General features: G+C 67.6%; 23 protein-coding genes. 15 read left to right on the top strand and 8 right to left on the bottom strand.

What is annotated here, in order from left to right:
- Positions 1-263: 263 nt before the first annotated feature.
- Positions 264-1,607: a glycoside hydrolase family 32 protein gene (locus tag ACWF4Z_RS05450; RefSeq protein ID WP_452241714.1), complete on the bottom strand. Its 1,344-nt coding sequence runs from the start codon at positions 1,605-1,607 to the stop codon at positions 264-266.
- A gap of 135 nt (positions 1,608-1,742) precedes the next feature.
- On the opposite strand from ACWF4Z_RS05450, the gene ACWF4Z_RS05455 reads away from it, so the two are divergent.
- The 5 genes from ACWF4Z_RS05455 (at position 1,743) to ACWF4Z_RS05475 (ending at position 8,073) form a co-directional block, all read left to right on the top strand.
- Positions 1,743-1,916, top strand: a complete 174-nt coding sequence (locus ACWF4Z_RS05455) for a CsbD family protein (RefSeq protein WP_452241715.1) — start codon at positions 1,743-1,745, stop codon at positions 1,914-1,916.
- A gap of 224 nt (positions 1,917-2,140) precedes the next feature.
- Positions 2,141-4,756 carry a X2-like carbohydrate binding domain-containing protein gene (locus tag ACWF4Z_RS05460; RefSeq protein ID WP_452241716.1) on the top strand — a complete coding sequence of 872 codons (2,616 nt, stop codon included), beginning with the start codon at positions 2,141-2,143 and terminating at the stop codon, positions 4,754-4,756.
- A gap of 101 nt (positions 4,757-4,857) precedes the next feature.
- Entirely contained in the window at positions 4,858-5,760 is a 903-nt protein-coding gene (locus tag ACWF4Z_RS05465; RefSeq protein WP_452241717.1) for a TIGR03619 family F420-dependent LLM class oxidoreductase, read from the top strand.
- A 36-nt stretch (positions 5,761-5,796) separates the two neighbouring features.
- Complete coding sequence (locus ACWF4Z_RS05470; protein WP_452241718.1) at positions 5,797-6,624, top strand: class I SAM-dependent methyltransferase; 828 nt, start codon at positions 5,797-5,799, stop codon at positions 6,622-6,624.
- Positions 6,625-6,651: 27 nt separating this feature from the next.
- Positions 6,652-8,073 (top strand): FAD-dependent monooxygenase, encoded by a 1,422-nt coding sequence (locus tag ACWF4Z_RS05475; protein WP_452241719.1) that lies wholly within the window; start codon positions 6,652-6,654, stop codon positions 8,071-8,073.
- Here the strand turns inward: ACWF4Z_RS05475 and ACWF4Z_RS05480 are convergent.
- A complete protein-coding gene (locus tag ACWF4Z_RS05480; protein ID WP_452241720.1) occupies positions 8,070-8,582 on the bottom strand; it encodes a GtrA family protein in 513 nt (170 codons plus the stop codon). The genes ACWF4Z_RS05475 and ACWF4Z_RS05480 overlap by 4 nt on opposite strands.
- A 126-nt stretch (positions 8,583-8,708) precedes the next feature.
- Here ACWF4Z_RS05480 and ACWF4Z_RS05485 point away from each other — a divergent pair, with 126 nt between their 5' ends.
- The 4 genes from ACWF4Z_RS05485 to ACWF4Z_RS05500 all read left to right on the top strand — a co-directional run bounded on the left by ACWF4Z_RS05485 (position 8,709) and on the right by ACWF4Z_RS05500 (position 11,650).
- Entirely contained in the window at positions 8,709-9,500 is a 792-nt protein-coding gene (locus ACWF4Z_RS05485) for an alpha/beta fold hydrolase (protein ID WP_452241721.1), read from the top strand.
- 4 nt (positions 9,501-9,504) lie between these two features.
- Positions 9,505-10,275, top strand: coding sequence for an MBL fold metallo-hydrolase (locus ACWF4Z_RS05490; RefSeq protein WP_452241722.1), 771 nt, complete (start codon positions 9,505-9,507; stop codon positions 10,273-10,275).
- A complete protein-coding gene (locus tag ACWF4Z_RS05495) occupies positions 10,272-10,619 on the top strand; it encodes a putative quinol monooxygenase (protein WP_452241723.1) in 348 nt (115 codons plus the stop codon). Before ACWF4Z_RS05490 ends, ACWF4Z_RS05495 begins: the two co-directional genes overlap by 4 nt.
- 143 nt (positions 10,620-10,762) lie before the next feature.
- A complete protein-coding gene (locus tag ACWF4Z_RS05500; RefSeq protein WP_452241724.1) occupies positions 10,763-11,650 on the top strand; it encodes a serine/threonine-protein kinase in 888 nt (295 codons plus the stop codon).
- Positions 11,651-11,653: 3 nt separating this feature from the next.
- Here ACWF4Z_RS05500 and ACWF4Z_RS05505 read toward each other — a convergent pair whose 3' ends face one another.
- The 4 genes from ACWF4Z_RS05505 to ACWF4Z_RS05520 are packed head-to-tail and all read right to left on the bottom strand — an operon-like array spanning position 11,654 to position 14,581.
- Positions 11,654-12,871 (bottom strand): hypothetical protein, encoded by a 1,218-nt coding sequence (locus tag ACWF4Z_RS05505; protein WP_452241725.1) that lies wholly within the window; start codon positions 12,869-12,871, stop codon positions 11,654-11,656.
- A gap of 16 nt (positions 12,872-12,887) precedes the next feature.
- Positions 12,888-13,388 carry a SigE family RNA polymerase sigma factor gene (locus tag ACWF4Z_RS05510; RefSeq protein WP_452241726.1) on the bottom strand — a complete coding sequence of 167 codons (501 nt, stop codon included), beginning with the start codon at positions 13,386-13,388 and terminating at the stop codon, positions 12,888-12,890.
- A 53-nt stretch (positions 13,389-13,441) separates the two neighbouring features.
- On the bottom strand, positions 13,442-14,101 hold the full coding sequence (locus tag ACWF4Z_RS05515; protein ID WP_452241727.1) for an HAD family hydrolase: 660 nt from the start codon (positions 14,099-14,101) through the stop codon (positions 13,442-13,444).
- 27 nt (positions 14,102-14,128) lie between these two features.
- Positions 14,129-14,581, bottom strand: a complete 453-nt coding sequence (locus tag ACWF4Z_RS05520; protein WP_452241728.1) for an SRPBCC family protein — start codon at positions 14,579-14,581, stop codon at positions 14,129-14,131.
- Between the two features lie 53 nt (positions 14,582-14,634).
- Between ACWF4Z_RS05520 and ACWF4Z_RS05525 the strand changes: the two genes are divergently transcribed.
- The 3 genes from ACWF4Z_RS05525 to ACWF4Z_RS05535 all read left to right on the top strand — a co-directional run bounded on the left by ACWF4Z_RS05525 (position 14,635) and on the right by ACWF4Z_RS05535 (position 16,333).
- A complete protein-coding gene (locus ACWF4Z_RS05525; protein WP_452241729.1) occupies positions 14,635-15,135 on the top strand; it encodes a hypothetical protein in 501 nt (166 codons plus the stop codon).
- 70 nt (positions 15,136-15,205) lie between these two features.
- Entirely contained in the window at positions 15,206-15,634 is a 429-nt protein-coding gene (locus ACWF4Z_RS05530) for a VOC family protein (RefSeq protein WP_452241730.1), read from the top strand.
- Between the two features lie 66 nt (positions 15,635-15,700).
- Positions 15,701-16,333, top strand: a complete 633-nt coding sequence (locus tag ACWF4Z_RS05535) for a tetratricopeptide repeat protein (protein WP_452241731.1) — start codon at positions 15,701-15,703, stop codon at positions 16,331-16,333.
- Between the two features lie 41 nt (positions 16,334-16,374).
- On the opposite strand, the gene ACWF4Z_RS05540 is transcribed toward ACWF4Z_RS05535, so the two are convergent.
- Together ACWF4Z_RS05540 and ACWF4Z_RS05545 are read right to left on the bottom strand one after the other, a co-directional pair.
- Positions 16,375-17,133 carry an ABC transporter permease gene (locus tag ACWF4Z_RS05540; RefSeq protein WP_452241732.1) on the bottom strand — a complete coding sequence of 253 codons (759 nt, stop codon included), beginning with the start codon at positions 17,131-17,133 and terminating at the stop codon, positions 16,375-16,377.
- Positions 17,134-17,143: 10 nt separating this feature from the next.
- Complete coding sequence (locus ACWF4Z_RS05545) at positions 17,144-17,932, bottom strand: ABC transporter ATP-binding protein (RefSeq protein WP_452241733.1); 789 nt, start codon at positions 17,930-17,932, stop codon at positions 17,144-17,146.
- Between the two features lie 311 nt (positions 17,933-18,243).
- Here ACWF4Z_RS05545 and ACWF4Z_RS05550 point away from each other — a divergent pair, with 311 nt between their 5' ends.
- From ACWF4Z_RS05550 to ACWF4Z_RS05560, 3 genes are all read left to right on the top strand, one after another.
- Entirely contained in the window at positions 18,244-18,318 is a 75-nt protein-coding gene (locus ACWF4Z_RS05550) for a putative leader peptide (RefSeq protein WP_452241940.1), read from the top strand.
- Between the two features lie 110 nt (positions 18,319-18,428).
- On the top strand, positions 18,429-19,322 hold the full coding sequence (locus ACWF4Z_RS05555) for an amino acid ABC transporter permease (protein WP_452241734.1): 894 nt from the start codon (positions 18,429-18,431) through the stop codon (positions 19,320-19,322).
- Positions 19,319-20,071 (top strand): amino acid ABC transporter ATP-binding protein, encoded by a 753-nt coding sequence (locus tag ACWF4Z_RS05560; RefSeq protein WP_452241735.1) that lies wholly within the window; start codon positions 19,319-19,321, stop codon positions 20,069-20,071. Before ACWF4Z_RS05555 ends, ACWF4Z_RS05560 begins: the two co-directional genes overlap by 4 nt.
- The last annotated feature ends 2 nt before the right edge of the window (positions 20,072-20,073 follow it).

A 20,073-nucleotide genomic window follows, 5' to 3' on the forward strand; every position in this document is an offset into this window, starting at 1 on the left:
TCACATCGCGAGATCCACCCGCACCTGGCATCGAGTCGTGGATCGGGGTCGGCGACACGCGGAGAATCCCGCCGAAATCCACGACTCGACAATCCCGGCCGATCGACCCCCAACTCGAACGGCCGCGGGGCGAAGTAGCTTGGTTCGCCTGTTGCGGTGTGAGGTTTAGTTGCTAGTGGCAACTACGGCGGCGGAGATCACGGAGCACCTCGACCGGCTGCACCGGCAGGCGCTGCACACCGCCGTACGGAACGGTTGCTGATTTACCAGATCGACGACAGTTGGTGGACGGTCAGGGACTCCAGCCGCAAGGGAGTCGTGGTGGTGAGTTCCAGGCCGTCGCCGGTGGCGATGGTGTCGAAGTCGACGTTGTAGCAGGCGTAGTACGAGCCTTCGCCGGCGAAGATCGCCAGCTGGCCGCGGTCGACGAGCAGACGCAACGTCAGCGTCCCGTCGACCGCGAGTGGCAGACCGTCCAGCAGACCGGCGCCGAGGTCGTAGGTGATCTCGCGCGCGGCCGAGCCATCAGGTCCGGTCCGCAGCCGGAACGTGAACGAGCCGCTCGTGACCTCGTCGAGGTCGAAGGTCGCCTCGAGCTCGTACGACGTCCCCGTGACGTCGGCCAGCAACGCCGGAGCGGTTTCCGGGGTGAGCGTCGAGGCTCCCCAGGTCGTCGCCGACCGCCGCAGGGTCTCGAGCTCGTCGACCGGCCGGCTGAACACCCGCGGTCCGTGGCCGGTCGTGACCAGCCACTGCTCGACCGGGAAGCTCGCGTTCCCGGTCCAGACCGAGCCGCGGTTCAGGCCCTGCCAGGCCATCGTGACCACGCGCCCGTCCGGCAGGTTCTCGAACGACTGCGCTGCATAATAATGACCGCCCGCGCCACCGGGATTCACCGTGATCGTGCGTGGCTCCGACCAGTCCGTCGTGAACTCGCGACCGTCGAAATCGCCGACGACGTACGAACCGCGGGCGTCCCGCAGTACCCACGCCACGGTCCCGTCGAGCAACATCGGCGTGAAGTCCGGGCACTCGAAGAACCAGTCGGCGACGTACCGGCTCGTCCGCTCCCAGGTACGCAGGTCGGTCGACGTGAAGAAGTCGGCGCCGTTCCCGTTGTCGTCCGACCACACCACCATGGCCCAGGTGCCGCTCGGTTCGTGCCGGACCACCTTCGGGTCCCGGCTCTCGCGCCCGCTCGGCTGGGCCACGATGCGGCCTTCGTCGTACGGCGTGAACGTCATCCCACCGTCGAGGCTGTAGAACATCCGGACGCCCTGTGTGCCGGAGAAGACCATGATCGGGTCGTCGTCGCCGTCCTTCAGCCCGGATGTGTTCTGTCCGTCGACGACCCCGCCGCCCGACCACAGCTCGCCGGGATGAACCGCGGGGTCGAGCGCGTCGGCCTGCTGCTCCCAATGCACCAGATCCGGACTGGTCGCGTGTCCCCAGTGCATCGTGTCCCAGACCAGGCTGTCCGGCGCGTGCTGGAAGTAGAAGTGATACGTGCCGCGGTAGTAGAGCAACCCGTTGGGGTCGTTCATCCACCCCCGCCGCGGACTGAAGTGGAACTGCCCGCGATTGTCCTCCTGGACTCCGGTCGCCATGCCCCGACCATAAGCCCGACCTGATGGTCAGCCTGGGAGAAACCACTTCGGGTCAGATCGGTTCCGGTCGGTGTGCATGGATGGGGCGGGGGCGGGCACCCGGAGGGGGTCAACGATCGACCGAAGGAGAATCCGATGGGTATCGGAGACAAGATGAAGAACGCCGCCGAGTCCGCCAAGGGCAAGATCAAGGAGAAGACCGGCGACGCGACCGACGATCGTGACCTGCAGGCGGAGGGCCAGGCGGAGAAGACGGAGGCCGACCTGAAGCAGGCGGGCGAGAAGGTGAAGGACGCCTTCAAGGACTGACCCGCGGGGTAGCGCGCGCACAGCCACCCGAACGGCGTTCGGGTGGCTGTGTCTTGTCTGGTCCCGGTGGCGGCCGGGCCACTTACTTTCCGGTCGAAAGTTTTGCTGTCCGGACCATTGACAAGGTCTCTCGGAGGCTTCAGGGTTCAGATATCCTATCCGATCCGCACGGTCTGGCGCCGATCGGAAGGTCCTTGAGAACATACCCGAGAGGTCACCCGCTCATGACCAGATTCCTTCGGAACAAGGCGATCCGGGGGTCCCTCGTGGGGCTCGCGCTGGTTGCCCTGCTTCCGGCCGGCCTGACGGCCGCGTCCGCCGCCGGCACCGCGGCATCCCCTCACACTGCCGCTCCTGCCGTCGTCGCCGCGCCGGCCGCTCCGGTCGCCGCCACCACGCCCGCGGCTCCGTCGTACCCGCCGGCCGGGGACATCGCGAAGAAGCCCTACATGGGCTGGAGCAGCTACAGCATGCAGGTGTTCAACCCGAACGGCGGCAGCTGGATCACCGAGGCGCAGATCAAGGCGCAGTCGGACGCGATGCACAAGAAGCTGCAGCCGTACGGCTACGACCGGATCAACATCGACGCCGGCTGGAACGGCGGCGTCGACGCCTACGGCCGGCCCGTCCCGAGCGCCACGCTGTACCCGCACGGCTTCCAGGCCCTGATCGACTACGTCCACGCGAACGGCCAGAAGATCGGCATCTACGGCATCCCCGGTATCTCGCAGGCGATGATGGACGCCAACCTGCCGGTGTACGGCGCTCCCGGGTGTACGACCGGCGACCTCGCCGTACGGCCACTGCAGAAGGGTGACGCCTGGGGCTTCGGCTACCGGATCGACTTCACCAAGCCGTGCGCGCAGAAGTACATCGACTCGATCGCCGACCTCTACGCCAGCTGGGGCATCAACTTCCTCAAGTTCGACAGCGTGACGCCGGGCTCGGGCACCAACGACCTGTCGATGGACGCCCGCGACGAGGTCAAGGCCTGGTCGACCGCGCTGGCCCGGCACAAGATCTGGCTCGAGCTCTCCTGGGCCGTCGACATCAGCCAGGCCGACTACTGGAAGCAGTGGGCGAACGGCTGGCGCGTCGACTGGGACGTCGAGTGCTACTGCACCGGCGAGGCACTGACCGTCTGGTCGAGCATCTCCCGTCTCTTCCCCCGCATGGCCGACTGGTGGCGCCACGGCGGACCGGGTGGCTGGAACGACCTCGACTCGCTCGACGTCGGTAACGGCACGATGGACGGTCTGACCAAGGACGAGCGCCGTACGGCGGCAACCCTCTGGGCAGTCTCCGCGGCGCCGTTCTACATCGGCAACGACATGACCAGGCTCGACGACTTCGGCCTGGAGCTGCTCACCAACCGCGAGGTGATCGCGGTCGACCAGGCCGGACGTCCGGCCCAACCGGTGTCGACCAAGACCAACCGGCAGACCTGGTACTCGCTGAACGCGGACGGTTCGTACACCGTTGCCTTGTTCAACCTTTCCACCACCGAGGCCAACATGACCGTGAACTGGTCGGACCTCGGACTGTCCGCCAGTTCCGCCAAGGTGCGCGATCTGTGGGCGAAGAAGGACCTGGGACAGTTCGGGACCGGCTACACGGCTGCCGTCGTACCGCCGCATGGCACTCGGCTGTTCAAGGTCACCCCGCAGAAGAACTCGAAGATCAGTGTGAACGACGACGACCTGCGGGTCTCGTACGACGGCAACTGGCAGCGCAACGGCAACTACGAGGTCCCGGCCGTGTCCGAGCCCTTGACCGTCGCCGTGTCGGACTCCTCGACGCCGTCCGCCGGAAAGACGGCCGCCGGAAAGCAGTCCGTGCAGCCCGGCCTGAAGCCGCAGCTCAAGCCGCAACTGAACGTCCAGCCGCTGCAGACACAATCGCAAGAGGCACAAGCGCAGGAGGCACAGCCGTCCGCGGTGACCGCGGGCTCGCGAACCACCTTCATCAACAACGACAACTCGCAGATCACCTACACGGGTTCGTGGAGTCGGAGTACGGGGCGCGGGCTCGGTGACTATCTGGACGACGTGCAGTACACGGAGACCAACGGCGACGCGTTCACGTACAGCTTCGTCGGGACCGGCGTGGACTACGTGACCGAGAAGGACCCGTCGCAGGGTGAGGTCGAGATCTACGTCGACGGTCAGCTCAAGGCGACGGTGGACACCCACGCCGATGCGCGGGCGGCTCAGCAGGTCGTCTACAGCATCTCGGATCTGCCGAACGGCACGCACACCATTCGTGGGGTGAAGAAGTCCGGTCAGTTCATGCTGGTGGACAAGCTGAATGTCCGGCAGGAGAGCCTGCTGGATCCCGGCACCGCGTCGTTCGACAAGAAGGCGCCGGCCGACATCAGTACGACGCTCGGCCGCGACCCGGGTGAGCTTGCCGGGGTCGCCAACGCCGGCAAGGCGCTGGTGCAGGGGACCGACTACACGGTCGCCGGGAACGTCGTAACGGTCAAGGCGGCCTATCTCGCGGCGCAGCCGGTCGGCAACGTGGTGCTCGACTTCACGTTCCGCGGCGACCACCACGACGACGTGCACTACGCCACCGCGAACGGCGCGGCGATCAACTTCACCTTCAGCGGTACGAGTGTCGACTGGATCACCGCACTCGCACCGGACCAGGGCGAAGCAGACGTGTACATCGACGGGCAGGTCGTCCGCCGGGTCAACCTGTCCAGCCCAGTGCGGCTTACCAGCCAGCAGGTGTTCAGCCAGACCGGGCTGAAGGACGGTAACCACACCCTGCGCATCGTCAAGGTCTCCGGCGATGCTCTGCGGAACGACGTGATCCGCTACACCACAGGTAAGTAACGAGACGGCCTCGCGGGCAACCAACCCGCGAGGCCAACCTCTCCAGGTCGGCGTACGGTGACAAACGTTGCCGGGCATCCACTGCGACCGAGGAGAAACTGATGCAACTGGGGATCGCGCTTCCGTCGTACGGCGCCGAGAACTCCGGGCCGGGGCCCATCGTCGAGACGGCCGAAGCGGCGGAGCGGATCGGGCTGGACAGTCTGTGGACGTTCGAGCGGATCCTGCGCCCGATCGCGGGGGTCCGGGCCGGTACCGGCCCGGCCTTCGTCCTGCCGCCCCACTACAACGTGAGCTACGCCCCGCTGGAGACCCTCGCGTACGTCGCCGCCCGGACGAGCCGGATCCGCCTGGGCACCTCGATCGTCAACGCGCTCTTCCATCCGCCGGCGATCCTCGGCCGCCGGTACGCGACGCTGGACCAGCTGAGTGGCGGTCGTGTCGTCGTCGGTCTGGGTCAGGGCTGGATGGCCGAGGAGTTCGCGACCGCAGGCATCCCGATGAGCCGCCGTGGCGCAGGGTTCAGCGAGTATCTCGACGCGATGCGCGCGGTCTGGGCGCCGGATCCGGTGTCCTTCTCCGGCCGCTTCTACCAGTTCGCCGAGTCCGACGCCGGGCCCAAGCCCGCGCAGGCCGGCGGTCCGCCGATCGTGGTGGGTACGGGTTCGCCGGCGGGTATCGATCGCGCCGCTCGGGCCGGGGTCGGGATCAACCCGATCGCGAGCGACCTCGCCTCGCTGGAGGCCGTCACGACCCGGTTCAGAGCGGCGGCGGCCGAGGCCGGACACGACCCGGCCGTCCTGCCGATCATCGTGCGCGTCAACAACGACATCACCCCGGAGCCGCTCGGATCCGACCGTCCGCTGCTGGCCGGTTCGGCCGAGCAGGTCGCCGCGGACCTCACCAAGCTGGAGCCACTGGGCGTCACCGAAGCCTTCTGGGCGATGGAAATCCCGTGGCAAGAGCGCGTCCCCGCCCTGCAAACCCTCCGCTCCCTCCTCTGAGCGAACCGCGGTCGCGGCCGGCGGCGTATCGCCGGCATGACAACGCTTGACGACACCTATGCGCCGGGCCGGACCGATGCCGAAGCCCGGCGGCTGATCCTGCAGCACCAGATCTATGCGCCGATGACTCGCCAACTGCTGAAGGACGCGGGCGTCGGCCGTGGCATGAAGGTCCTCGAGATCGGGAGTGGTTCCGGCGAGGTCGCGTTGCTGTGCGCCGACCTCGTCGGGCCGCAGGGCCAGGTCACCGGGATCGACATGAACGAGAAGATCCTCGACTTCGCCCGGGATCGCGTCGACGCGGTCGGGTGGGAGAACGTCGAGTTCCGGCACGGGACCCTGGAGACGCTCGAGCTCGACGGCGAGTACGACGCCGTCGTCGGCCGCTGGATCCTGATGTACATCGCCGACCCGGCCGAGCTCCTCCGGCGTCTGGCGTCGCATCTGCGTCCCGGGGGTGTGGTCGTCTTCCAGGAGAGCGCTGACCTGACGGTTCCGGCGTACACCTATCCGGAGACACCGCTGCACGCCGAGTTGCGGCGCTGGATGCGCCCACCGGCCGATCTCACGCTGCCGGTCGTCAACATGGGCCATCGACTCCACCAGACCTTTGTCGACGCCGGTCTGGACGGACCGCAGCTTCGGCACGAGGCGCCGATGGGCGCGGGACCCGATTGGCCCGGATACGCGCTCCTGGCCGAGTCGGTCCGCAGCCTGATGCCCTTCCTGGAACGCTTCGGCAGCACAACCGCCGCCGAAGCCGACGTAAACACCCTCGCCACCCGCCTCCAAACCGACGCCCTAACCGCCAACGCCGTCCAGATCCTCCCGGCAGTGATCGGTGCGTGGTCCCGCAAGCGGTGATAGTTTCCGGTGAACCTGGGGGGCCGGATGGATGCGTATGACGTGGTGGTGGTTGGTGGGGGGCCGGTTGGGATGTGGTTGGCGGCTGAGTTGTGTCGGGGTGGGGTGCGTGCGGTCGTGCTCGAGCGGCGCGCCGAGCGGCCGCGGCATTCGAAGGCGCTGACGGTCTACCCGCGGACGCTGGAGCAGTTCGCCATGCGTGGGCTCGCGGATCGCTGGCTGGCCGAAGGCGTACCAGTCCCGTCGTCGCACTTCGCGATCCTCAGGAATCGCCTGGACTTCTCGTTCCTCGAAACCCGGTACCCGTTCACGCTCTTCCTCCCGCAGTCCCGCACGGAAGAGCTGCTGGAGGAGCACCTGGCCGAGCTAGGTGTGCCCTACCTCAGGCGGTACGACGTCACCGGCATCCGGCCCGACGACACCGGCGTCGACGTCGAGGTGAGTTCGCCCGAAGGGGCAGACACTATCCGCGCCGCGTACGTCGTCGGCTGCGACGGTGCCGCGAGTACGGTCCGCGCCGCGGCCGGGATCGAGTACGCCGGCACCCCCGACACCTGGCAGTCGATCCTGGGCGACATCGAGCTGACCGACCCGCCGTCGGCACCGGCGTTGACCCTCAACCAGCCAGGTGGTTCGGTGTTCATGGTCGCGCTCGGCGGTGGCCGATACCGGCTTGCGGCGTTAGATCACACGACGCTGGACGATCCGGCCGACAAGTCTGTGACGCTGGAGGATCTGCGCGCGAGCACGCTGCGCCTGATGGGCACCGATTTCGGCATGCGCAAGTCTTCGGACATGTGGCTGAGCCGGGTCGGCAATGCGACCAGGCAGGCGATGTCGTACCGGGCGGGTCGGGTGTTCTTGGCCGGCGATGCCGCGCATATCCACTTTCCGGCCGGTGGTCAGGGCCTGAACCTCGGGCTGCAGGACGCGACCAACCTGGGCTGGAAGCTGGCCGCCGAGATCCGCGGCTGGGCGCCACCCGGATTGCTGGACAGCTACCACGACGAGCGGTACGCCGTCGGCCTCGAGGTCATCGACGACGCTCTCGCGCAGAGTGCGCTGTTCGCCAACCCCAGCAGGGAAGGCGTCGCGCTGCGGGACCGCTTCAACGACCTCCTCGGCACGCATCCGTCGGTCTGCCGCGACCTCGCCGTACGCCTGTCCGGGATCGGCACTCGCTACCCAGGTGCCGGCTTACTGGCGGGCGAACGTGTGCCGGACCTCGACCTGCTCGACGCTCCAGCTCCCACGCTCTACGGCCTACTGCACACCGGGAAGTTCGTCCTGCTCACTTCCATGCCAGTTGAATCTTCTGAGCACTTGGATGTGGTGACCGCGGAGTTCGAGTGGGACGGCGTCCGAACGCTACTGATCCGTCCGGACGGGTATGTCGCCTGGGCGTCGTCGTACGACGAGTTGCCGCCGCTGCAGACCTGGCTGGGCTAGACGCCGCTCAGGCTGGGGACCTTCTTCTCGCGGTGGGGCGAGCGGCGGAAGACGAGCCAGCGAAGAGCGCAGTACATGTAGATCGCCTCGCAGGCGCCGGCGATCACTCGCGCGACGTGGTACTCGACGCCGAGGGCGGCTGCGCCCGTACCGACGCCGAGGATCCAGACCAGATAGTTGACCACGACAACGATCACGTACATCGCGAACTGCTTGCCCACCGCACCATGTGAACGGAAGTTGAACGTGCGGTTGAGGACATACGCCACAGCGAAGGCGAGGCTGTAGGCGATCGTGATCGACAGCCACAACGGCAGCCGCAGGCCCGAGTGAAAGACGGTGAGAAGGCCCAGGTCAACGCCGAAAGTGAAGCCGTTGATCACGATGAAGCCGATCAGGCTCGGCGGCACGAGCTCGGAAAACCTTCCCGGCAGCCGGCGGACAACCGCCGCGGTGGCAGCGTTGAACCGCTGGCCCCAAACCTCTGTCCGGCGCTGCGCCCTCAGCATGCCGCCAGTAAACCAGGCGACCCATAACGCCGGCCGCACGGCAACCCGTCGACGTCGGCCGAGGGGTTGTCTATCTAAGGAAGTTGATCTAAGGTTCCGTATATAACAACCTTGAGAGAAGGAATCATGAGCACTCCGATCCCCGCCGGTAGCCTCCGGCCCACGCGCAGTCGTACCGTCGCGGTCGCCTCGGCCGAGATCACCGTTCAGGATCACGACCGGACCCGCCCGTTCCTGCTGCTGCACGGCGGCGGTGGGGTGCAGACGATGAGCGGCTTCGCCGACCTCCTCGCTGAGCGCACCCACTCGCGCGTGCTACTGCCGACCCACCCAGGTTTCGGCGGTACGACGAAGCCCGCGGCGCTCTCCGGTGTCGCCGAACTGGCCCGCGCCTACGTCGCGATGCTCGACGAGCTCGACCTCGCGGACGTGACCGTGATCGGCAACTCGTTCGGCGGGTGGCTGGCTGCCGAGATCGCACTGCAGCACAGCCCGCGGGTCAGCGGCATCGTGATCGTCGACGGAATCGGCATCGAGGTCGACGGCCACCCGATCACGGACATCAGCGGCATGTCGCTGCCGGAGATCCGGGCACTCTCCTTCCACGACCCCAGCAAGGCGCCCACTCCGCCGCCCGACGGCGGCAGCGGCCCGAGCCCGGATGTGCAGGCGCTGATCGGCTACGCCGGCCCGACCATGTCCGATCCGACCCTGGTCGAGCGACTCGCCGGTGTCGACGTACCGGTCCAGGTGGTGTGGGGCGAGAGCGACGGCATCGCCGACGCCGAGTACGGCAAGGCCTTTGCGGCCGCGATCCCGCAGGCGACGTTCGCGCTGCTGCCGCGGACCGGCCACCTGCCGCAGGTCGAGACCCCCGAAGAGCTGCTGGGCGCGCTCCTTGACCTCGGAAGGAGCTGACCTCATGCCGACCGCACTCGCGGTGACCCGGATCGGGCACGCGTCCCAGCTGATCGAGATCGGCGCAGCCCGCATCCTCACCGATCCATGGTTCACCCAGACCGCGACCTACTACCCGGGCGAACCCGTTGCCTCGAGCATCGAAGACCTCGGCCGGATCGACGCCGTCGTCGTCAGTCACGAGCACTACGACCACTGCGATCTGGATGCATTGGTTGCCGCGGGCTTCGATCTCGACGTTCCGCTGATCGGCCCCGGCACGGTCGCGACCATTGCCCAGGGCAAGGGGTTTCGCGACGTCCGCGCCATCGAGGCATGGGAGGCCACTACGGTCGGAGCTGGCACGGCCGGAGCTGTCACGGTGACCGCGACGCCCGGGCAGCACGGCGTTCACGAGGTCACGTTCGTCATCAGCGCCGGCGGGCGCAGCGTGTTCTTCGGCGCCGATTCGCTGCGCGTCCCGGAGCTGGACACCATCCCCGAGCGACTCGGCCGGATCGACCTGGCCATCGTGCCGACGAACGGTCTGTGCATCCGGCCGATGAATCTGCGGCAAGTGGTCATGGACGCCGAGGAGGCGGCAGGATTGACCGCCGCTCTCGCTCCGACCGTTGCCGTGCCGCACCACTACGCCTTCCACAGTGGATGGCTCGGTGACCGGCTGGTCACCAAAGCAGACCAGGATCCCCGTCACTACGCGGACGCGGTGGCCAGGCTCGCCCCGGACGTCGACGTTCGCCTGGTTCTTCCAGGCACGCGGGTGCTGGTCCCGTGAACGCCGACGACCGGCGGTTCATGCCCGAGCTGGGTGACGACCTACCGCCTGGTGAACGTCCCATGGTCGCGATCGTCCGTGCGGTCCCGGGTCACGAAGAGCAGCTCGCCACCGCGATCGCGCAGCTGGCGGTCGCCGTACGACGAGAGCCGGGCTGCGTGGAATTCCGGTCGTTCCAGGATGTCGCGCATGCCGGCGTGTTCTACCTGTACGAGATCTACACCGACACCGAGGCGTTCCGCCGGCACCTGGCAACCGGCCATGTCGCGCACTTCTTCACCGAGCTCGCGCAGCACAGTGCGACGGACGCCAAGGCCCTCACCCAGCTCGTCGAACTCCGCTGATCGTCGTACCAGCACGGATTGGTGTGGGGTTCGGCGCGGTTTGGTCTCAGCCTGATGGCTGCCAGGTGACAGTTGGCGAGGTTCTGTTGCGGTTTGCCGCGCCAGGGGTACCAGAAGCGCAAACTGGCCCCGGGAGGTGGCGGATGCGCATCGCGGATCGGTATCAGCTCGACGCGGTCATCGGCCGAGGCGGTATGGGTGAGGTGTGGCGTGCTACCGATGAGGTTCTCACCCGGCCGGTCGCGGTGAAGCTGCTCAAACAAGGTGGTCAGGACGCCGAGGCAGGGGAGAGGTTCCACCGCGAGGCTCAGGCGGCGGCGGTGGTGAACAATCCGCATGTCGTCGGCGTCCACGACTTCGGCCCGCACGCGGACAGCTTCTATCTCGTGATGGAGCTCGTCGTGGGCAACACCGTGGCCGCGGCCCTGCGTGAGTTCGGTCCGTTCGCCCCGTCGCTCGCGGCCCGGGTGATCGCCCAGGCCGCCGAGGGATTGTCGGCCGCGCACGAGCAGGGTGTGGTGCATCGCGACATCAAGCCGAGCAACCTGCTGATGACGAACGACGGGACGATCAAGGTCGCCGACTTCGGGATCGCCTGCTTCCTGGGCGACCGAGTGGACGAGCGGGCCGCCGGCGGTGGGATTCTCGGGACCAGCGACTACGTCGCCCCGGAGCGGGCCAGGGCCGAATCGGCCGGGCCGCCCGCCGACATCTACTCCCTCGGCTGCGTGCTGTACCAGCTACTCACCGGCGACCTGCCGTTCGTGGCCGACACCCCGACCGGCGTACTGCGTTTGCACGTAGCCGCGGTGCCGGCCCTGCCGGACCGGTTCGACAGCGGATTCAGGAACTACCTCCTGCGGATGCTCGCCAAGAGCCCCGACGACCGCCCCGCCGCCGACGAGGTAGCCGCGTGGTGCCGGCAGGCCTGCACGTCCACCGAGGCCCCGATGACTCTGTCGCCCACCGTCCACCCGGTCGTGAATCTGCCACCTACCCAGGCGACCCTGCCGACAGCCTTCTCCGCATGACCGCTACTTCACCGCGATCCCGGGGAACTGCCAGTTCTTGCTGAAGGCCATGTCCAGGAGCACTTTGGCGCCGACGGCAGGCTCCGGGCGAGTGTGCTTGGTGTTCTTCTCGTCCGGACCGTTCAGGCTGGTCAGGGTGATGGTGCGCCCGTCCGGGTAATGCAGCTCCGCCTGGTTGGCGACGACTCCCTTGAGCTGTTGGCGTGAGTCGGTGTACTCGGGGACATTTTCTGACCAGCCGACCACCGCGCCGCCCGCAAGGACCTGGCAGTGCACGATCTCTGCCGAACACTTGGTGACCGGCACCTCATAGGAAACGCTGACCCCGATTCGGGACAACCCTCGACCGTCGTTGACGACGTACGACGCAGTGTTGCGGTACGGCGAGCGCTCGCTCCCGCTTTCGGGTCGGGTGACAGTCACCTCGCGCGGCAACAGGTTGCGCAGGGTCTGCAACGTCTGCTGGGCGGAGACGATGGTGGGACGGGTCTTCGGTGGTGTCCACCAGACCTGGTTGTCCGCGAACTTGGTCAACGCGGCAACGGTGAACGCCGGCTTGGCCCGGTCCTTGACCGCTTTCCCGTCGGTCGCGTTGAAGCTGGCGAAGGTGACGGTTCCGATGCCCTTACGGGTGATCGCCACCGAGTTGGCCAGGACGCCGGCCGGGGTCGGTTGGTCCGTGGAGGTGACGATCACCGATCCGTCCGGGCGATGGACGCAGGTTCCGGGCTGCGGGCCCTTGCACGTCGGCAGCGCATCGTCCGGGGTGATCTCGACCGCCAGCTGCGACAGTCCCAGGCCGTCGTCGACGACGACTTCGGCGCGGTCGAAGCCGGGTTGGCGGAAGCTCTGCTGGTGGCTGAGCTTCAGCGTCGGCGGGAGCAGGGAGACCAGGGTCGCCAGGGTGTCCTTCGTGATGACGGGGCTGATCGGCTTGACGACGGGGTCGGCCGGGGTGGCCGTGGCCCCGGTCGGCCCGGTGTCGACGACGCGCCCATCGGCGACGCCGGGATCGCCGCCGAGGAGGTGGCTGCCGCCGATGACGATGCCGGCCGTGGCCAGAGCCGCGGTGGCGCCACCCAGACCGCGCAGAACGGTCCGGCGACGGCGCAGTGCGATGCCGCGCCGGATGCCTCGATCGACCAGGTCCGGGGACTCTGGCTCGAGGTGGTCGGCGTACCGGCGCATCAGGTCGGGCAGCGTCTGGTTCAGGTTGTTCATCTTCTGCTCCTTCTGCTCAGAGAGCGATCAGCCGGATGGAGTCATCGCCGAGGACGTCGCGGAGCCGGTCCAGCGCTCGCGATGTCCTCGTTCTGATCGCCCCGGGCTTCTTGCCCAGATCGATCGCAACCTGCTCGACGCTGCGATCTTCGAAGTACCGCAGCACCAGGACGGCACGATCCAACGGCAGGAGTTGCCCCAACGCCTGTTCCAGCGCCAGCCGCAACTCGATGTCGCTGCCGTGCGCGGCGGGCTCACTGTGTTTCGACGCCGCCCGCTCGGCCACCCGCAGCCTGCGGCGTTGCGAGATGAAGGTGCGAACCAGGACGGTCTGGGCGTAGGCGGGCGGATTGTCGATCTTCTGCAGGCCCCGCCAGGCCCGGAACATCTTCGCCAGCGTCTCCTGGACCAGGTCCTCGGCCTCGTGGCGGTCGCCGGTCAGCAGCCTCGCGGTCCGATACAGGTACGGCGTCCGCGCCCTGGCGAACTCCTCGAAATCGTCGGTCGTCGATGTCATCCCTCCCCTTCCGTCGCGTCTCACCTATCTGACGCGCCGCACACCCCCGGGCGTTACACCAGCGAGGTGATGAGGGTCGGGGTGAGGTCGTCGAGGGACCGGACGACGGTGTCAGCGAGCGCCAGCGCGTCGGGCTGTGGCGGGTAGGTCGGATTGGGTACGGCGATGACCCGGACGCCGGCCGCGGATGCGGCGCGGAGGCCGTTGCTGGAGTCCTCGATGGCGATGACGGCGGATGGGGTGGCTCGGAGTCGCCGTACGGCCTCGTTGTAGACCGCGGGGGAGGGTTTGCCTGCCTCGACCTCCTCGGTGGAGACCGTCACGCGGAAGTCGTCGGTCAGGTGGGCCGACTCCAGTACGGCGTCGATGAGCCGGCGGGGTGACGACGACGCGAGTCCCAACGGCCAATGGGTCGCCAGTCGCTTCACGGCCTCGACGGCACCTGGCAGGAGCGGTAGGCGTTCGCGATAGCGGTCGATCATCCGGTCGATCACCATCGCCGCCGCGTCCTCGGCCCGACCCGGCACGCCGACCTCATCGGTCAGGTACGCCGCCCATTCCGGCGTACTCATCCCTTGCAGCGCCTCGGTCGCGTCCGCGGGCCACTCCCGTCCCGCCTCGGCAACCACGCGTCGCCGTACCTCGTCCCACAACGGCTCGGAGTCGACCAGTACGCCGTCCAGATCAAACACGACCGCATCAACCGTGTGCACGGCCATCACTGTACGGACAGTGCCTGGCTAGTGAGATTTGCTCTCGGCGAGTAGGGCAAGACGGTAGAGGGACTCATCGTTGCGGAGGCGCAGGATCGGATCGATCAGCTGGTGGGGGACGGCGGCGAACGGGCCGCTGACTGCTTGTTCCCGCATGACCAGCCGGCATCTTCCGTCGTGGTGGGTGCCGACGAACTCGACGATGCCGGCGCCGGTCGGCCACGCGCGCACCTTGAGTTGCAGGAAGCGGTCCGGCTCGTACTGTTCGACTGTCGTGGTGTCGTTCAGGAGGAGTGGCCAGACTCCCACCGAGTGATGGATGCTGTGCCCGGGCTGCGGCCAGCCGCTCTCGACGTCACGGACCCGGGATGCGCCGACGACCCAGGCGGCGTACGTCCAGCCGTCGGTCAGCACCGCGAAGACCTCCGCAACCGACGCATCGATCAGACGCTCGTTCTCGGTCATCCCATCGTCAGTCATACCGCCACCGGTACCCAACGGGATGCGCCGTGCACCGGCTAGGGTCGGGCGTCATGAGCTGGCTGCCCGACGACTTCGTTCACCCTATCCACGTGCCGGTGCCCGGCACCGGGTTGCATCTGCGGCCGATTCGGGAGGCGGACGCCGCCATCGACTACCCGGCGGTGATGGGGTCGCAGGCGCGGTTGTGGGAGATCTTCGGCCCGGCCTGGTCGTGGCCGCAGGAGTCGATGACGTACGACGAGGACCGCATCGACCTGCTCCGGCACGAGCGGGAGATCGCCGCGCACGAGTCGTTCAACTACGCATTGCTGGACGAGGACGAGACCGCGATCTTCGGCTGCGTCTACATCGACCCACCCGAACGAACCGGCGCCGACGCCGAACTCGCCTGGTGGGTGGTCGACAACCTGGTCGACTCCGACGTGGAGCACGCTCTCGACGCGCTGGTACCCCAGTGGATCACCACCGCCTGGCCCTTCCAGCACCCCCGCTACCTAGGTCACGACATCACCTGGTCGGCCTGGCTGGCCCTCCCACCCGCGAAACTCTGAAGCTCGTCACAGCCGTCGCCGGTGTGCTGTCAGTACTGCAAAGCACTCGACTCTACGTTTGGAGACACCGGTGGACGACTTTCCCGCACCTGAGCACGGCCTGGTGGTGACGCAGTTCCTGACCGTGCGCGACGTTCGGGTGTCGAGCAAGTTCTACGCGGAGATCTTCGGCGGGGAGATTGTGCGGGCCGAGAACCCGGCGACGGTCAAGATCGCCAACACCTGGATCATCATGAACCCTGGCGGCGGACCGACCGCGGACAAACCCGACGTCACGCTGACCGCGCCGGAGCCGAGCGACCCGGTGTCGGCGTTCCTCAACGTCCGGGTTGCCGACATCGGCACGTTCTACGCCGAGGCCGTTGCCAAGGGCGCCTATTTCCTGACCGAACCCCAGGACCGCGGCGCCGAACTGCGGTGCTACCTGCGCGACCCCGACGGCTACCTCGTCGAAATCGGCCAAACTACCGGCCTCACCCACGGGATCACCGCGCGGTAGACGATCTCTGCTCCTGGGCGAGGTTAGACTCCGGGCGGATTTGGTGGGCGGCGTAAGGGGTTTGTGGTGGGTGGGATCGAGCGGGCTCAGGAGCTTTACGAGCGGGCGATGTTTGGTGGGGATGCCGAGGCGTTGGGGTTGGCGGGGCGGGAGTTGGATGCGGTTGAGGCTGCGTTGTGTCTCGGGCGCGGACGGCTGATTCACGTGCGGTTTCTTGCCGACCGCGAGGTCGAGCCGGCTGAGTTGGCCTTGTTCGAGCGCGCGGCGGAGTTGTACGGCGGGCTCGGGGACGTGCGGGGTCAGGGGGAGGCGGCGTTCTGGATCGGGTGTTATCTGCAGGTGTGCCTGGGTGAGCAGGATCGGTCCGTGCCGTACTTCGAGCAGTCACGTGATTGGGCCGAGCAGGCGGGCGACGCGCTGACCAGGTCGTACGCGTTGCGGCACCTCAGCTTCGTGGCGCAGGACGCCGGGCGTACCGACGAGGCGCGTGCGCTGATGCGGGAATCGATCGAGCTGCGGCGTACCGTCGGCTTCCTCCCCGGAGTAGCCGCGAACCTTGTCGCGCTGGCGCATTACGCGATCGACGCAGGTCGACGAGACGAGGCGGCCGAGCTGCTGGCCGAGGCGGAGAAGCTCGCCGCGGACAGCGACGCCGCCGCGATCGCCGGCTGGGTCGTCGAGGCTCGCGGGCGGATGTAACGCAGGCCGGGCCGTCCCAACGGACGGCCCGGCCGGGGTGATCAGCTGATCTTGCGGCGGTACATCGCCATCGCGAACGCGTAGGCGACGACGAGCAGGCCGACGCACCAGGCGAGCGCGATCCAGAGGTCGTTGCCGATCGGCTGCTCGGCGAAGAGCTTGCGGATCGTGTTGACGATCGAGGTCACCGGCTGGTTGTTCGCGAACGCGCGGACCGCGCCGGGCATGGTGTCGGTGGGGACGAAGGCCGAGCTGAGGAACGGCAGGAAGATCAGCGGGTACGAGAACGCGCTCGCGCCGTCGACAGTCTTGGCCGACAGACCCGCGACCACGGCCAGCCAGGTCACCGCGAGGGTGAACAGCACCAGCATCCCGATCACCGCGAGCCAGGCACCGATGCCGGCGCCGGTCCGGAAGCCCATGACGAACGCGACGCCGATGACTACGGCCAGCGAGATCAGGTTCGCGACAAGCGAGGTCAGGACGTGACCCCACAGCACCCCCAGCCGGGCGATCGGCAGGGACTGGAAGCGTTCGAAGATGCCGCTCTTGAGATCCATGAAGAGCCGGAACGCCGTGTACGCGACACCGGAGGCGATCGTGATCAGCAGGATGCCGGGCAGCAGGTAGTTGACGTACTTGCCGGTGCCGGTCTGGATCGCGCCACCGAACACGTAGACGAACAGCAACAGGAACGCGATCGGCATCAGCGCGGTGGTGATGATCGTGTCCGGGCTGCGGGCGATGTGCTTCAGGGACCGACCGGTGAGAACGGCGGTGTCGCCGAGGAGATTGGCCATGGTTCGTTCCTTACTTGTCCGCGCCCGCGGCGGCGGGCTCTTGTCCGGTGTCGCCGACCAGGGTGAGGAAGATGTCCTCGAGGGTCGGCTGCTTCTCGACGTACTCGACCTTGGCCGGCGGCATCAGCTGCTTGAGGTCGGCGAGGGTGCCCTCGACCAGGATCCGGCCCTGGTGCAGGATCGCGATCCGGTCGGCGAGCTTCTCGGCCTCGTCCAGGTACTGGGTGGTGAGGAGCACGGTGTTGCCCTGCTCGGCGAGCTGCTTGACGCTGTTCCACACCTCGATGCGGGCCTGCGGGTCGAGTCCGGTGGTCGGCTCGTCCAGGAACACGACCGGCGGGGTGCCGATCAGGCTCATCGCGATGTCCAGGCGGCGACGCATACCGCCCGAGTACGTCCCGGCCCGGCGCTTGCCCGCCTCCGTCAGCGAGAAGCGCTCGAGCAGCTCGTCCGCGATGGCGCCCGGGTTGTCGAGGTGGCGCAGCTTGGCGATCAGGACGAGGTTCTCCCGGCCGGTCAGGATCTCGTCGACGGCCGCGAACTGACCGGTCAGGCTGATCGACTCGCGCACCTGCCCGGCCTGGGTCGCGACGTCGAAGCCGTTGACGGACGCGGTGCCCGCGTCGGCCTTGAGCAGCGAGGCCAGGATGCGGACGACGGTGGTCTTGCCGGCTCCGTTCGAGCCGAGCAGCGCGAAGATGCTGCCGCGCCGCACCCCGAAGTCGACTCCGCGCAGTACCTGCAGGTCTTTGTAGGACTTCTCCAGGCCTCGGACCTGGATCACTGCCTCAGTCGTCATGGGACGGCCCTTTCGTGTGGATCGTGTTCTGAGCATAAGTACATCTCTGCGTATACGCAAGACTATGAGTATGCGTGGGTGCCATGAGCCTGCTGGAGGGGTGGGATCGCGTCGTTCATGACTCCGACGATGACGGCCGGCGCTGACACCGGACCGACACCGCGCTGACATGGGCAGGGCGGTGCCGGTCCGGGGTGTGATCCGGTCGATGCGTCCGCATGGTGAGAGGAATGTCGACCGTCTTACTATCCTTTGGCGGCCGACGCATACTGGGATGACCGAGGCAACAGTGGCAAACAGAGGAGACGGGGATGACGCGCGAACTGCCGTACTACCGGATCCACATCGACCTGCTGCGGGTTTCCAGCGCGCTCTGTCCGCGCTGACCTGAGCCACCCCTCGCTCGCCGCCCCACCGACCGCACCCCGTGCGGCGTCCGCTGACGGACGCCTGCCCCGCTGTGCCCCGCGAAGCCTGCCCACCGCCAGGGAGAACTGTGTCGACCACCTCAGTCACGTCCGCCGTGCCCAGTGCCGGCCCGCCGGAGCTCGTCGTCCCCGACGACGCCGACCTGCCCGTCGTCGCCCGCCGCCATCCGTGGCGCTGGGTCGGCGTCGCCGTCGTCCTCGTCCTGCTCGCCATGTTCGTGCACGGCCTCGTCACCAACCCCGGATGGGACTGGCCGACGTTCTTCCAGTTCTTCACGACGCGGACGATCTTCTCCGCGCTGTGGGTGACGGTCCAGCTGACCATCTACGGCACGGTGCTCGGCTTCGCCCTCGGCGCTGTGCTGGCGACGATGCGGCTGTCGAACAGCCCGTTCCTGCAGGTCGTTGCCTGGGGCTACATCTGGGCCTTCCGGTCGATCCCGCTGATCGTCCAGCTGCTGTTCTGGTTCAACATCGCCTATCTCTACCAGGAGCTGAGCATCGGGATCCCGTTCGGACCGGAGTTCGTGCACTTCAGTACGAACAACCTGTTCGGCCCGCTCGGCGCCGCCGTCCTCGGGCTCGCGCTGCACCAGGCCGCGTACGCCGCCGAGATCATCCGCGGCGGGATCATCTCGGTCGAGGCCGGTCAGGTGGAGGCCGCGGCGGCGCTGGGGATTCCCAAGGTGCGGCAGTTCTTCCGGATCGTGCTGCCACAGGCGATGCGGTCGATCCTGCCCAACGGCGCGAACGAGGTGATCAGCCTCTTCAAGGGCACCTCGATCGTCTCGGTGATGGCGATCCCCGAGCTCTTCTACCAGGTGCAGGTGATCTACGGCCGCAACAGCCGCGTCGTACCGCTGCTGATGGTGGCGACGGTCTGGTACATCGTGCTGACCACGCTGCTGTCGATCGTGCAGCACTACGTCGAACGGCGCTTCGCCCGAGGGACGAGCCGATGATCGACGTGAAGGGTGTGCACAAGAGCTTCGGCGACCTCGAGGTGCTGAAGGGCATCGACCTCGACCTCCCGGCCGGCACGGTGACGGTCATCCTGGGACCGTCCGGATCGGGGAAGTCCACGCTGCTGCGCTCGATCAATCACCTGGAGAAGGTGGATCGCGGGCTGATCCGGATCGACGGACAGCTGATGGGCTACCGGCGGCGCGGCAACAAGCTGCACGAGCTGCGCGAACGCGAGATCCTGCGGCAGCGATCCCAGGTCGGGTTCGTGTTCCAGAACTTCAACCTGTTCGGGCACCTGACCGTCCTGCAGAACGTCGTCGAGGCGCCGGTGTCCGCGCAGCGCCGCAAGCGCAGCGAGGTCGAGCGGTTCGCCCGGGAACTGCTGGAGCGGGTCGGTGTCGGCGAGAAGGCCGACGCCTATCCACGGCAACTCTCCGGTGGCCAGCAGCAGCGGGTTGCGATCGCCCGCGCGCTGGCGCTGCGGCCGAAGGTGCTGCTCTTCGACGAGCCCACCAGTGCGCTCGATCCAGAACTGGTCGGTGAGGTCCTCGACGTGATCAAGGAGCTTGCCCGCGACGGCGCCACGATGGTCGTCGTCACCCACGAGATCGGTTTCGCCCGGGAGATCGCCGACACGGTGGTCTTCATGGACGGCGGCCGCATCGTCGAGTCCGGACCTCCGCACGAGGTGCTCGACAACCCTGCCCACGAGCGCACTCGCGCCTTTATCTCCAAGGTTCTCTGACT

It is taken from the genome of Kribbella sp. NPDC055071, from assembly GCF_053608045.1.